The sequence below is a fragment of the Allopontixanthobacter sediminis genome (assembly GCF_009828115.1).
Classification (GTDB): domain Bacteria; phylum Pseudomonadota; class Alphaproteobacteria; order Sphingomonadales; family Sphingomonadaceae; genus Allopontixanthobacter; species Allopontixanthobacter sediminis.
In genome coordinates this window covers 252150-266040 of sequence record NZ_WTYL01000001.1, presented here as the reverse complement: position 1 = coordinate 266040, position 13891 = coordinate 252150, and the positions used below count along the sequence as shown (strand labels likewise).

At 63.1% G+C, this 13891-nt stretch carries 13 protein-coding genes; 5 read left to right on the top strand and 8 right to left on the bottom strand.

What is annotated here, in order from left to right; translation table 11 throughout:
- The first annotated feature begins 105 nt into the window (after positions 1-105).
- Both GRI65_RS01485 and GRI65_RS01480 read left to right on the top strand, forming a co-directional pair.
- On the top strand, positions 106-507 hold the full coding sequence (locus GRI65_RS01485; RefSeq protein ID WP_160754769.1) for a VOC family protein: 402 nt from the start codon (positions 106-108) through the stop codon (positions 505-507).
- A gap of 77 nt (positions 508-584) precedes the next feature.
- A complete protein-coding gene (locus GRI65_RS01480) occupies positions 585-1250 on the top strand; it encodes an extensin family protein (RefSeq protein WP_160754768.1) in 666 nt (221 codons plus the stop codon).
- A gap of 10 nt (positions 1251-1260) precedes the next feature.
- Here the strand turns inward: GRI65_RS01480 and GRI65_RS01475 are convergent, their stop codons facing one another.
- The 7 genes from GRI65_RS01475 to GRI65_RS01445 form a co-directional block, all read right to left on the bottom strand.
- A complete protein-coding gene (locus GRI65_RS01475) occupies positions 1261-1881 on the bottom strand; it encodes a response regulator transcription factor (RefSeq protein WP_160754767.1) in 621 nt (206 codons plus the stop codon).
- A 173-nt stretch (positions 1882-2054) separates the two neighbouring features.
- Positions 2055-2798 carry a proteasome-type protease gene (locus tag GRI65_RS01470; protein ID WP_160754766.1) on the bottom strand — a complete coding sequence of 248 codons (744 nt, stop codon included), beginning with the start codon at positions 2796-2798 and terminating at the stop codon, positions 2055-2057.
- Between the two features lie 18 nt (positions 2799-2816).
- Positions 2817-3632: a transglutaminase family protein gene (locus tag GRI65_RS01465; RefSeq protein ID WP_160754765.1), complete on the bottom strand. Its 816-nt coding sequence runs from the start codon at positions 3630-3632 to the stop codon at positions 2817-2819.
- A 2-nt stretch (positions 3633-3634) separates the two neighbouring features.
- On the bottom strand, positions 3635-4579 hold the full coding sequence (locus tag GRI65_RS01460; RefSeq protein WP_160754764.1) for an alpha-E domain-containing protein: 945 nt from the start codon (positions 4577-4579) through the stop codon (positions 3635-3637).
- 31 nt (positions 4580-4610) lie between these two features.
- Positions 4611-6038 carry a circularly permuted type 2 ATP-grasp protein gene (locus GRI65_RS01455; RefSeq protein WP_160754763.1) on the bottom strand — a complete coding sequence of 476 codons (1428 nt, stop codon included), beginning with the start codon at positions 6036-6038 and terminating at the stop codon, positions 4611-4613.
- A 75-nt stretch (positions 6039-6113) separates the two neighbouring features.
- Complete coding sequence (locus tag GRI65_RS01450; protein WP_160754762.1) at positions 6114-6878, bottom strand: esterase/lipase family protein; 765 nt, start codon at positions 6876-6878, stop codon at positions 6114-6116.
- Between the two features lie 36 nt (positions 6879-6914).
- Positions 6915-7460 carry a DUF3617 domain-containing protein gene (locus tag GRI65_RS01445; protein WP_160754761.1) on the bottom strand — a complete coding sequence of 182 codons (546 nt, stop codon included), beginning with the start codon at positions 7458-7460 and terminating at the stop codon, positions 6915-6917.
- Positions 7461-7568: 108 nt separating this feature from the next.
- Here GRI65_RS01445 and uvrB point away from each other — a divergent pair, with 108 nt between their 5' ends.
- Positions 7569-9755: an excinuclease ABC subunit UvrB gene (uvrB, locus tag GRI65_RS01440; RefSeq protein WP_160754760.1), complete on the top strand. Its 2187-nt coding sequence runs from the start codon at positions 7569-7571 to the stop codon at positions 9753-9755.
- 150 nt (positions 9756-9905) lie between these two features.
- Positions 9906-10550 carry a hypothetical protein gene (locus tag GRI65_RS01435; protein ID WP_160754759.1) on the top strand — a complete coding sequence of 215 codons (645 nt, stop codon included), beginning with the start codon at positions 9906-9908 and terminating at the stop codon, positions 10548-10550.
- Here the strand turns inward: GRI65_RS01435 and GRI65_RS01430 are convergent.
- Positions 10547-12577 carry a protein-disulfide reductase DsbD family protein gene (locus tag GRI65_RS01430; protein ID WP_160754758.1) on the bottom strand — a complete coding sequence of 677 codons (2031 nt, stop codon included), beginning with the start codon at positions 12575-12577 and terminating at the stop codon, positions 10547-10549. The genes GRI65_RS01435 and GRI65_RS01430 overlap by 4 nt on opposite strands.
- Positions 12578-12667: 90 nt before the next feature.
- Here GRI65_RS01430 and GRI65_RS01425 point away from each other — a divergent pair, with 90 nt between their 5' ends.
- Positions 12668-13891: an FAD-dependent monooxygenase gene (locus tag GRI65_RS01425; RefSeq protein ID WP_160754757.1), complete on the top strand. Its 1224-nt coding sequence runs from the start codon at positions 12668-12670 to the stop codon at positions 13889-13891.

Below are 13891 nucleotides of genomic sequence, written 5' to 3'. Positions count from 1 at the left end.
GCCCTGTCAGACGCTTACGCGGCGGACACGAAATGTTGGACGTGTCACCTTTGTAACCTTGGGCGGTTTTTTGCTATGCCGTGTCGCTATCAGGAGGAGATGGTGATGGCGCAGGCAAACGGACCGGAGCGGATGGGACCGAAAATCACCGGGATGGGCGGCGTGTTCTACGCCGTGTCCGATCCGGCGGCGACGCGGGCGTGGTACCGCGACGTGCTGGGACTGGACGGAGAATACGGGCCGCAAATGCTGTGGTCCGAAGAAACGTGCGAGCAGCCCTATTCCCTGATCAGCCACTTTGCGGACGACACCTATATCAAGCCTGGGCGCGGCGGGTTCATGATCAACCTGCGGGTGGACGATCTGGACGGATTTGTCGCGCTGCTGAAGGAACGGGGCGTCGAAATCCTCGACAGTGCCGACGAAGGCTACGGCAAATTCGCGTGGCTGCTGGACCCGGATGGGATCAAGATCGAGTTATGGCAGCAATGCGCCCCGCCGGAATAGCGCGTCCTGGCCTGCTCCGCCTCTGCACCACCCCGCCATTAGGGCGTGGTTCATCGCGGTTTGACAATATGCGCGACATGGCACGGCTCCCGATCCTGATCGCACTGGGCGCGGCGCTGGCGGGATGCGGCAGCATGGTGCCGGGCGGAAGCGGGGATCAGGCTGTGCGCGGCCCGTCCAGTTCGGCAATCGCGGTCACCCCGGGCGCAGGGCAATGTCTCGCCAAGCTGGGACAAGCGGGCACGCAATTCACCCCCCTGCCCGACCGGTATTACGGCGCGGGATGTTCCGCGGTGAACGCGGTCAATTTGAGCGCGCTGCAAGGGGACCGGGAGCGGTTTTCGCTCGCCAACATGGGGCCTGTGACCTGCCCCACGGCAGAATTGATGGCCGGGTGGTCACGCTTCGGGGTGGACCGCGCGGCGCGGCAGATCCTCGGCAGCCCCCTCGCCCGGATCGAGACGATGGGCAGCTATGCCTGCCGCAATGTTGCGGGCAGCGGACGCCGCAGCGCGCATGCTTCCGCCGAAGCAGTGGACGTCGCCGCATTCGTGCTGGCGGACGGGCGGCGCATCAGCGTGCTGGCGGACTGGAGCGGCGGCGGACGGGCTGAACGCGAATTCCTGCGGGTAGTCCATGCCAGCGCCTGCAAACGCTTCGGTACGGTGCTTGGACCCGATTACAACGCGGCGCACCGGGACCATCTGCACCTAGAGAAAGGCGACGGGTCGTTCTGCCGGTAATGCGGCTTCGTCAGGCGGCGATACCGATGTCCATATCGGCCTCGATCCTCAGACGTACCGCCTCCGCCGCATGCTTCGCGCCCAGCTTTGCCATCATGTTGGCGCGGTGGATTTCGACAGTGCGCGGGCTGATATCGAGTTCACGGGCGATAGTCTTGTTGCTGCTGCCCTCGGCCAGCCAGTGGAGCACTTCACGTTCGCGGGCGGACAGTCCGGCGATCCGGCTGCGAGCCTCGACCATCCGGCGGCGGGCGTGGCCATGATGGGCCATGTCGCTGGCGATCTGCTCGAGCGAGGCGGCAAAACGGCGGGCGTCGAGCGGGAGAGGCAGATAATCGAGCGCGCCGGCTTTCATCGCGGCAACGATCCGGTGGGGATTGGGTGTGGTATCGGTCGCAATCAGGGGCAACCAGTGGCCGTGCTCCGCCAGCCGGGCAAGCACCGCAGCCACCCCTCCAGCCAGCGGATCGTCGCGCACCACCAGCACCCCGGTCTCGGGCATGTGATCGGTCAATTCGTCGAGGTCGGCATAGACCTCTGCATGGTGCCCGAGTGCGAAGGCGCTGCGGGCAAGTTCGGCCCTGACCCTGCTGGAGGGTTCGACGAAGCGGATGATGAGTTGCTGTTCCATGCTTCGGAACTGCGCCGGAGTTTCCGGCTTGGCACGGCGCATTGGAACCAATGCGGATGGTTAGCGCCGGTTAACCCTACCACCGCCGCGGTGCGCAGGAAGCTCCATTTCGGAGCGGATATAAGGAGATTCACGGTCAGCGGTAATGCCTAGGCACTCTCCGCTATGTAATTCTACTTATTGGATAAACTGTAATCGGGCAGCGAGTGGAACGCGGCCTTGAGCGCATCGCCCCAACTTGAGGAGATCGTCTGGAAGTAAGGATCGCCCTGCGCGATCCGCCGTTCGTGGAGCGGTTCGAACCCGTCCTGTTCGATCACCATCAGGTCGAGCGGCAATCCCACCGAAAGATTGGCCTTGAGCGTGGAATCGAAGGACACCATCAGCAACTTGACCGCTTCCTCGAAACTCATCGACCGGTCGTATCCCCGCAGTATGATCGGGCGGCCGTATTTGGTCTCGCCGATCTGGAAGAACGGAGTGTCGAAACTTGCCTCGATGAAGTTGCCCTCGGGATAGACCATGAACAGCCGCGGTTCCATGCCGGCGATCTGGCCGGCCACGATCATCGACGCGGTGAACTTGCCCTTGCCGGTCATGCCATTGGCGGCCTGCCGTTCGCTGATGGTTTCGCGGACCAGTTCGCCGATCGCGGTGGCGACCTGGAACATGGTGGCGCTCTCGAGCACGGAATTGATCCGGTCGTCCGGCGCCTTGGACCGTTCTTCCAGCTTGCTGATCACGGCCTGCGTGGTGGCAAGATTGCCGGCCGTCATGACCGCGATGATCCGCTCTCCCGGAATGTTCCAGTGGAACATCTTGCGAAACACGGAGATGTTGTCGACACCCGAATTGGTCCGGGTGTCGCTCATCATCACCAGGCCCTTGTCGACCAGCATACCTACACAATACGTCATCTTAATTTCCTGCGGCTGTCACTGCTGTACTTGCTGCTGTTCGACCGCGACTTCGACATGCAGCGTCTGGGTAGCACTGCCGAAACTGATTCCGGTGATCGGCGCCGCATCGCGGTAATCCCGCCCGGTAGCCACCCGGACATAGCGGGGGTCGGGACTGATCCCGTTCGAGACATCGAAGCCGACCCAGCCGAGCCCGTCGACATGCGCTTCCGCCCAAGCGTGGGTCGCCTCCTGGTCGATCCGGTCGTCCATCATCAAGTAGCCGCTGACATAGCGCGCCGGGATGTCCATCGCCCGCGCCGCGCCGATGAAGATATGCGCGTGATCCTGGCATACCCCGCCGCCACGCACCCACGCTTCTTCCGCGGTCGTGCGGACATCCGTCTGGCCGATCTTGTATTCGACATTCTCGAGAATGCGGGACGACAGGGCATGGAGGAACGCCAGCTTGTCTCCGGACGTGTCCGACAGGCTGCGAAGCATCTGGTTGACCTGCGTGCCCGGCTTGGTCAGCGACGTCTGGCTGAGGAAAGACCACAGCGGCAGATGCCCCGAGTGTTGCCCGATGATACCGGAGTTGTCTTCGGTATCTATCAGCCCTTCGCACCGGATTATAACCGCGGTCGCACCGGGATCGATCGAGACCAGCGTAACGTGGTTGAAATGCTCGTCGTCATATTCGAGTTCGCGGGTCGCATGCTCGTAATGCATGTCCCACGACAGGATTCGTTGGCCTTGGGTGGCTTTCGGCGTCAGCCGCAGACGCTGCAAGGCATGCACCACCGGCTCGGTGAAGTTGTATCGGGTCGAATGGCGGATGGATAAGCGCATGGTCAGCCGGTAAACCGATAATCTTCGGCGATTGCAGCGGCAATCGCGGCGTTGCTGTTCATGTATTCGATCAGGAACCGGTGCAGTCCCATTTCGAATACGGCGTCGACGGTCATGTCCGCAATCCTCGTGTCGGCTTCCCGCATCAACAGGTTCGAGCGCGCTTCGACCCCGTGGATCTTGGCCAGCGAGCGGAGATTTTCGCGCACCGACGCATGGCAGAAGGCCAGGCTGCGGGGGAACCTTGTATCGAGCAGCAGAAACTCCACGATCCCGCGCGCATCGATCTGACCCGCGTTGAGAAAACGGTAACCGCGGTCCCCCGAAACGGACCGCAGCACGGTGTCCCACTGGCCGGTATCGTGCGTCGATCCGACGTAGGAGAACGAGGGTAGCAGCAGGTAATATTTGATGTCGAGGATCCGGGCGGTGCTTTCGCCGCGTTCGAGGAACGTGCCGGCGCGGGCGAAATGGTAACCTTCGCTGCGCAACATCGAACCGGCCATCGCGCCGTGCACCAGGGTGCCTCCGCGCCGGACCGCGGTGACGACCTGACCCACGGTCGATTGCGTGACTGGACGCGACAGCATCTCCTTGATCTGCATCCAGGTTTCGTTGATCGCTTCCCACAATTCGCTGCTGATGGCGTTGCGTGAAAGCCGCGCGTTGGTCCGCACCGAATCCAGCATCTGCATCACGCTGGCCGGATTTTCCTTGTCCCGCAGGATGAAGTTCCAAGTCTGGCTGCCGGTATAGGTGTCGAACTTCTTCTCGTAGGAGGTTTTCTGGCCTGCAGTCTGGATGACAGAGCGCCATTCCTCTTGCGAACTGGCCAGATCGCGGGTGAGCGCCATTCGCAGGCCCGCGTCCAGCAAGCGCGCAGTGTTCTCCGCCCGTTCGAGGTACCGGAACATCCAGAACAGCCCGTTCGCTGTACGGCCTAGCATGAGCCAGCCTCCGCAGTTGCCCGGTGCGCCATCAATCCTTCAACACCCATGTGTCCTTGGTCCCGCCGCCCTGGCTTGAATTCACCACCAGCGAACCCTTCTTCATCGCCACGCGCGTCAGGCCGCCGGGGGTAATGTCGATGGCGTCAGGCGAAACGAGCACGAACGGCCGCAGATCGACATGGCGCGGGGCGAGGCCCTTCTTGGTGAAGATCGGGCACGTCGACAGGGCCAAGGTCGGCTGGGCAATGTAGTTTTCCGGATTGGACTGCAACTTCCTGCGGAAATCCGCAATCTCGCGGCGCGAAGCGGTTGGGCCGATCAGCATGCCGTACCCGCCCGAACCATGCACTTCCTTCACCACCAGCTCGGCCAGATTGTCGAGCACATAAGCGAGGCTTTCGGGTTCCGAGCAGCGCCACGTCTGGACATTGGGCAGCAGCGGCTTCTCGCCGGTGTAGAATTCGACGATTTCCGGCATGAAACTGTAGATCGCCTTGTCGTCGCACACCCCGGTTCCGGGCGCGTTGGCTATGGTGACCCCGCCCGCGCGGTAGACGTCCATGATCCCGGGAATACCCAGCACGCTGTTGGGGTTGAAACTGAGCGGGTCGAGGAAATCATCGTCGACACGGCGGTAGATCACATCGACCGGCTGGAAACCGCGCGTCGTGCGCATCCCCACACGGCCGTCGATTACCCGCAAATCCGTGCCTTCGACCAGCTCCGCGCCCATCTGGTCGGCCAGGAATGCGTGTTCGAAATAGGCACTGTTGTAGATGCCGGGGGTGAGCACCGCGACCACCGGCTTGCCCTTGGTCGCCGGGGGCGCGCACGCAGCCAGGCTCTTGGCGAGACGGCGGGGATAGTCCGAGACCGGTTCGACACCCATGCGGGTAAACAGCTCGGGAAACATCGACATCATGGTTTCGCGGTTTTCCAGCATGTAGCTGACGCCGGACGGGGTCCGTGCGTTGTCTTCCAGCACAAACCATTCGTCCGGCCCGGTCCGCACCAGGTCGATCCCGACGATATGCGTGTAGACTCCGCCTGGCGGGGTGAAGCCGACCATGTTGGGCAGCCATGCGGCGTTGTTGCGGAACAGCCGTTCCGGCACCCGCCCGGCGCGGATGATTTCCTGCCGGTGGTAAAGGTCGTACATGAATGCGTTGAGCGCCCGGACGCGCTGCTCGATGCCCTTGGTCAGCTTGCGCCATTCCCCGGCGGCGATAACCCGGGGGACCATGTCGAACGGGATCAGCCGTTCTTCGGCTTCGTTCTCGCCATAAACATTGAAGGTAATGCCGGTGCGGCGGAAACTTCCTTCCGCTTCGAAATGTTTGCGGCGCAGGAGATCGGGCGCCTGTTCTTCGTACCAGCTGTTGTAATCACCGTAGGCGGTACGGATTGAGCCGTCCGGCTTTTGCATTTCGTCAAACTTGTCCGGCGTGTCAGCCATGTACCCCCTGATCGCGAGCTATCCCGCGGTGAGCCACACTGATACCGCAACTGCGAAGATAATAAAGGGCTACCTTCATTCTTCTTCCAATTCCCGCAGGACTGCACGGATAGATTCCTCCGAATAGGCGAAGCCGAGGTGGGTGCAGCGAAGCGCAACTGCCCGGTCGCGTTCACCCGGCTTGCCGCATGCGCTGCGCGGACTGATGATCCCGTCCCGCGGGCTCCACAGGGCCGTGGTGTAGACCGGCGGCTTGGCCCCCGTGTTCCCGGCAATCGGCGGGTAATCGACGCTATGGCCGGTCACGAACTGGTAAATCCGCCATGCGTTGTTGGCGCGCGGATTGCCCGAAAAGGGCGAGCCCATCGTCACCACCCTGGCGACCTTTTCCGGATGGCGCTTGGCCAGTTCCCGGGCGAACAATCCGCCCAGGCTCCAGCCGACCAGATAGACCGGTTCCCGGTTGTAACGCTGGTAAAGATCATCCAGCCGACGCTCGAGGATCACGAAATTTTCCACCGTGGGTCCGAAATTGAAACCAAGGCCCCACCGCTTGACCTTATGACCGGCCTTTTCCAATTGCCGCGCCATATACCGCATGCGGATCGGATGGGTGGCGAAACCCGGCAGCAGCATCACCTTGCGGGGATGGTCTGCCATCTGGATGTCGAGATTGCGGGCGAGCCGCCGGACCGGTTCGATCACCACCTGCGTTTCCGCCAGCAATCGCCGGAGCGGAGGTCCGCCGGCATCGCGCGGTTTCGGTTCCCGCGCCAGTGCGAGCCGGGCGCGAAGGTCGGCGCTGGCAGGGGAACCCTGGATACCGCGAGATGATTTCATCGACTTCCTTCGTCCGTTACAGGGGCTTCGTTCGTCCTAAGCGGGACATTCCCCGATGCGGCGGGACCGGGAATCCATCACCATGGTCATTTCCATCCCCGGCATCATGGTGGAACTGCTGTTCATGGTCATCGTCATTTCGGATTGCTCGGGTTCGACAGTGCCGTCCATCGCCATGCTCATCTTGGTGCCGCCCGGCCCGTCGCAGTTCAACGCCGCGTCCAGCTTGGAACCGGACGTATCGAATTTCGCGAAGGTGCAGGTCACGTTCTCGCCCATTTGCCCCATGGAACGAACCATGTCCTCGAACCCCTTGTCCGCCTGTTCCTTGGTCAGGCAGAAAGTCTCCGTCCTGTCTGTCCCGGCGGCGAATTGCTTCTTCATCATCTCCGCCTGCTGGGCGGGTACCCCGGGCACGGAAAATTCGCGCAGGACGGTCTTGGTTTCGTACTGGCCCGGGCGTGGACCCTCCATTTCCCGCGCTTCGGCGACGACTTCCTCGACGCTTTTTTCTTCGGCATTTTCGCTACCGCAGCCAGCCAGGGCAAACGCCGTTATCGGCAAGATTATCGCAATTCGCATCATGGGCCTCCCGTTGTAATCCACCTATGTCCCCGCCGGTGAATACCAAGTTGCTACCAGTCTGCCAACTTCTTGCAGGTGCAGACCGCATTCCCCATATGTTCGCATATGGCAGAACTCGTGATTCGTCGCGGGCTGGAGGAACCGGATACTTCCGGCGACTTTACCCCGCACAAACCCAAACGCCCCGACAAGTCGATGCCGGGCCGCCGGTTCGAACTCGTCTCCGAATATGAACCGGCCGGAGACCAGCCCACCGCGATCAGGGAACTGGTCGCGGGGACGAAGCAGGACGAACAGACGCAGGTGCTGCTGGGCGTCACCGGCAGCGGGAAGACGTTCACCATGGCCAAGGTGATCGAGGAATTGCAGCGCCCCGCCCTGATCCTGGCTCCGAACAAGATCCTTGCCGCGCAATTATACGGCGAATTCAAGAGCTTCTTCCCGAACAATGCCGTCGAATATTTCGTCAGCTATTACGACTATTACCAGCCGGAAGCCTATGTTCCGCGATCGGATACCTACATCGAGAAGGAATCCAGCGTAAACGAGGCGATCGACCGGATGCGCCATTCGGCGACCCGTGCGCTGCTCGAACGCGACGACGTGATCATCGTCGCCTCGGTGTCCTGTCTCTACGGGATCGGCTCGGTCGAAACCTATTCGGCGATGATCTTCGACATCAAGGCGGGCGATACGGTCGACCAGCGCGAACTGATCCGCAAGCTGGTGGCGCTGCAATACAAGCGCAACGACGCCGCCTTCACCCGCGGCACCTTCCGGGTGCGGGGCGACAATCTGGAGATTTTCCCGAGCCATTACGAAGACATGGCGTGGCGCGTCAGTTTCTTCGGCGATGATATCGAAGCAATCAGCGAGTTCGATCCGCTGACCGGCAAGGCTGGCGCGAGCCTGGAAAAAGTGCGCGTCTACGCCAATTCGCACTACGTGACCCCCGGCCCGACGATGAAACAGGCGGCGGAAGCGATCAAATTCGAACTTGCCGAACGGCTCAAGGAACTGGAGGCCGAAGGCAAGCTGCTGGAACTCCAGCGGCTGGAGCAGCGGACCAATTTCGACCTCGAAATGATCGCGGCCACCGGAAGCTGCGCCGGGATCGAGAATTACAGCCGGTTCCTGACCGGGCGGCTGCCCGGCGAACCGCCGCCGACGTTGTTCGAATATCTGCCTGAGAACGCGCTGCTGTTCGTCGATGAAAGCCATCAGACCGTGCCCCAGATTGGCGCGATGTCCAAGGGCGACCACCGGCGCAAGATCACACTGGCGGAATACGGCTTCCGCCTGCCGAGCTGCATCGACAACCGCCCGCTCCGCTTCAACGAATGGGACGCGATGCGCCCGCAGACGTTCGCCGTGTCCGCCACCCCGGGCAATTGGGAAATGGAACAGACCGGCGGTGTCTTCGCGGAACAGGTCATTCGGCCGACCGGCCTGATCGATCCGCCGGTCGAAATCCGCCCGGTGGAAGACCAGGTGCAGGATTGCATCGACCAGTGCCGCCAGGTCGCCGCGAACGGGTACCGCACGCTCGTCACCACCCTGACCAAGCGGATGGCGGAAGACCTCACCGAATTCATGCACGAGGCGGGCCTGCGGGTCCGCTACATGCACTCCGATGTCGAAACGCTGGAACGTATCGAGCTGATCCGCGACTTGCGGCTGGGCGTCTATGACGTGCTGGTCGGGATCAACCTGCTGCGCGAAGGGCTCGACATTCCCGAGTGCGGGCTGGTGTGTATCCTCGATGCGGACAAGGAGGGTTTCCTCCGCAGCGAAACGTCGCTTATCCAGACCATCGGACGCGCGGCGCGCAATGTCGACGGGCGGGTCATCCTCTATGCCGACCGCATTACCGGTAGCATGGAACGCGCGATGGCCGAAACCGACCGCCGCCGCGAAAAGCAGCACGAGTACAATGTGGAGCACGGGATCACCCCGACCACCATCAAGCGCAATATCCAGGATATCGTCGCCCACACCGCCAGCCGAGACGGCGTTCTGGTGGAAATCGACGCCGAGGGTGCCAACAATCTGGTCGGCCACAATCTGCGGGCCTACATCGAAGACCTGGAAAAGAAGATGCGCGCCGCCGCCGCCGATCTGGAATTCGAAGAAGCGGGCCGCTTGCGCGACGAAATCCGCAAGCTGGAATCCGACGAGCTCGGCATCCCCGACGCCGACAAGAAAGCGCCGATCGTGGGACGCAGCACCGAGGGCAAGCCCGGCACCCGTAAGATGAGCTATGGCCAGACGCAGCGGAAGTGGAAGAAATAGGGCGCGTTCCGGTATTTCCCGGTGCAAACCCGCGCCCCTTAGATAATCCCCCGCCCGCTGCGTGAACTCCTTGAACCCGCAGCGGTTCGGCGCTTATAGAACCCGCCGTGAATGTCCCCCACTTCCAACTTGAACTGTCCTGCTCCGCCCATGCCAAAAGTCAGGATCAAACAGGCTGCGAGCATTCAAACATCCGGCAGCACTGTCACGCAGGGAACCACGCCGCTGGTTGAAGTTCCGCTGGCCTGCCGGCTCCTCCTGTTTTCCGCGCTCCTGACTGTCGCCGCCTGCAAACCGCCGGCGAGCGACGATTATCTCGAGCGGGTCGACCTGGCCGAAGCCAGGGGCGCGGTGGGGGAACCTTTGCCCTCCCCCGACACCGCCAACGCGGTCTGGGCGAACAGCAAGTCCGCTGATCGGATCCTGTACGGCAATCCGGGCGAAACGCCCTTCCTGGCGCTTGAATGCGAACTGGCGGGAGGCGTCGCGCAGATGAAATTCACCCGCTTTGCCGCCGCGAATGCGCAGGCCAAGGCGCTGTTTGCACTGGTCGGCAACGGTCATATCGCGCGCATTCCGGTCGATGCTGAGTGGAACGGACGCGCATGGCTGTGGGAAGGGGCCATGCCGGCTGACGAACCGGACCTGGAAGTCCTGACGGGCAAACGCACCGTGGCGGCCACCCTCCCCGGAGCGGGCCAGCTTGATCTCAACCCCAGTCCCCTGCCCGGCGAATTGATCGAAGCCTGCCGCGCGAAGTCCGAACCAGCGCCGGAATTGCCGGAACCCAGCTAGGTTCCGTTGGCGAGATCGACGAGGCTGTCGGGTGCAAGGACTTGCCCGAGTTGCTGTTGCTGACCGTCGGGACCGTACCAGATATACAGCGGAATCCCGGCTGCGCCCTGCGCGGTCAGGAAACGGGTTATCTCCGGATCGCGTTCGGTCCAGTCGCCCTTGACCGCGATCACCCCCGCCGCCTCGAACGCCTCGCGGGTCGCATCGCGCTCAATCGCGACGCTTTCATTGACTTTGCAGGTTACGCACCAGTCGGCGGTGAACCACAGGAAAACAGGGCGTCCGGTTGACCGTGCCTCGGCCAGATTGGCCGCGGTGAAATCCACCGGATCGAGGATGCTGGTTTCGGCGCGCGCGGAGGACCGCTCGAACGTCCCGGGCATCCCGGCCAGCAACAACGCCCCGACAGCTATTGCAGCAAATCCTGCGTAGCGAAGGGTACGGTCCTGGCGGCCCAGCAGCGCGAACGCGCCGATCAGCGCTGCCGCCAGCGCGAGGGTCATGACCGCGAAAACGTCGCCGCCGATACGCCACACCAACCACATCAGGGCCAACGCGGTCAGGCCCATCGGGATCGCCATGAGCTTGCGGAATGCTTCCATCCACGCGCCCGGCTGCGGCAGCAACCGCCGCAGCGCCGGGACCATGCCGATCAGCAGGAACGGCAGGGCAAGCCCAAGCCCGAGTACGGCAAACAGCACCAGCGCCTGAACCGGAGGTAGCAGCAACGCCGCGCCCAATGCTGCGGCCATGAACGGCCCGGTGCATGGCGTCGCGACCGCCGCCGCTAGCAGGCCGGTGGCAAAGGCGCTTGCCGGTTCGCCCCTCCGGGTGATCGAAATCGAGGGCAATTCGAACAAGCCTGCCAGATTGGCGGTGATGGCTGCGGCGAGCACGGCCAGCGCCACCACGACGCCGGGTTCCTGCAGCTGGAATGCCCAGCCGACCTGTTCTCCCGCAGCGCGCAGCGCCAGCAGCAACCCGCCCAGCGCGGTCGAAGCGAGGATGACTCCCGCGGTATACGCCAGCCCTTCGGCCCGTGCCTCGCGCTGGCCGGTTCCCGCGCGTGCCAGCGTCAGCGCCTTCAGGCTGAGGATCGGGAACACGCAGGGCATGATGTTGAGCATCAATCCGCCCACGAACGCCCCAAGCAGGAGTACGGCGAGCGGCGGCGTTTCGGACGCAGTACCCGCCAGCGGAACTCCGCCCGCAGGAACGGGTCCCGCGGCCGCTTCGAAGCCGACACCCTGCCCGTCCTCAAACGCCAGAATGCCTTTGATGTCTTCTGGAGCTTCGCCGTACAGGGCTAGCGGTATTTCACCGATCAACAGGTCGCCCGTCCGGCTGAAGCGCTGGTCAGCGCCGTAGGCAATCAGGCCGGTATTCTCGAGATAGATGTGCGGATCGGGCAAGGCCTGCGCCGCCGGGAGCGGTATCGCTACACGCAGCAACTCGTCCGTGACCATGAAGGCTGCGGCCCGATCGATCTGCGGAGGGATCGCCGCGCGCCATTCCGTGAACCGCGGGTCGATTTGCCCCGAGGTCGGAACCGTGGCCTGAAGCACCGCGCGTTCCGGCACGCAGATTACGTCGGTACAGGCCAGCCATTGCGCAGTGACGCTGATCGGCACTCTACCGCCATCGGGCACGTCTTGCGCGGCCGTGACGGGGATCAGGACGGTGTACGGCCCCTTGTAAACATGGTTCATGAGGCCGCTGATGAGGAGTTGGTGCGGGACCGGATATTGCGGCTCCCCGGCTTGCCAGCCTGCGGGCAGTTGCCAGTCGAGCGTCATGCCGTACCCGGCGTCACCGGGGTTCTTCCAATAGCCATGCCAACCCGGTTCCGGAGTAAACCGGATCGCCAGCATCGCTCGCTTGCCTGCCGCAACGGGTCCTTCGGCGATTAGCTTTGCCTCAATGTTGTTGTCCGCCGCCTGCGCGCTTGCAGGTGCGGGCGCAGCCGCCAGCGCGGCCAGCAGGAAGGCGAGCAGCAGGACGAAGTTTAGGGGGCGGAAAGCAGACATTGCGGGCATTGTCCTTGCACGACAGTTCGGCGATGGCCAAGTATAGTTACACGCAGCCCACTTTTATCGAGCAGCAGATAAGGCGAATCAATGCAGCCCCAGACCGACAAGCGCGATTTACTGATCCTGGGCGGCGGATTGGTCGGGATGACCCTCGCCCTGGCTGCGGCAAGGAAAGGCATGACCAGCCATGTGGTTGACCGCGCCGATCCGGCAGAGCTGACCGCCGAGGGGTTCGACGGGCGCGCCTCGGCGATTTCCACCGCCAGCTGGAACCTGTTTCGCAACATCGGCCTGTCGGACCGGCTCGAACCGCATGGCAGCGCGATCGCCAGCATCGCCGTGTCCGACCAGATGCGCCCGGGCCGGCTCGATTTCACCCCAGAACCGCACGAGGGATCGCTTGGCCGGATGTTCGCCAATCGCGAATTGCGGCTTGCGCTGTTCGAAGCCGCAGCGGAAGAACCGCTGATTTCCTGGCATTCCCGTGCCGAAGTCACCGCCCGCCATCGTGGCGAATACGGCGTCTCTGCCGTGCTCGGCGATGGCCATGAATTGTCCGCCAGTCTGATGGTCGCTGCGGAAGGGCGTAACTCCCCCACCCGCGACGAGGCGGGGTTGGTGCTGGCGAAATGGGACTATACCCACCGCGCGATCATCGCCGGTCTGACGCACGAATTGCCGCATGACAACGTGGCGTGGGAAATCTTCTACTCCGCCGGGCCGTTTGCGCTGCTGCCGATGCTCGACAATCCCGACGGCACCCACCGCAGCGCGCTGGTATGGACCGTGGCGGAAAAGGATGCCGCCGGGGTCCTGAAACTGTCGGACCGCGCGTTCCTCGCCGAAGTCGAAAAGCGCATGGGCAGCATTTTCGGCGAGATTACGGCCGTCGCGCCGCGGTCATCCTATCCCCTTGGCTTTCACCATACAGCCAAGATCACCGCTCCGCGGCTGGCACTGGTTGGCGATGCGGCGCACGGAATTCACCCGATTGCCGGCCAAGGCCTCAACCTCGGGCTGCGGGATGTCGGCGCCCTGGCGGAAGTGCTCGCCGAAGGGATGCGCCTGGGATTGGAACCGGGCGATGCGCAGCTGCTTGCGCGGTACGAGAAATGGCGCGGGCTCGATGCCTTTACCGTCGCGCTCGCAACCGATGGGCTGACCCGCATCTTCGGAATTCCGGGGCGCACCGCCTCGGCTGTACGGCGGGCGGGAATGGCTGGCATCCAGCGCGTACCGGCGCTCAAGAACTGGTTCATGGACGAAGCCCGCGGGGTTACCGGGGATATGCCCGAATTGCTGAAAGCGTGA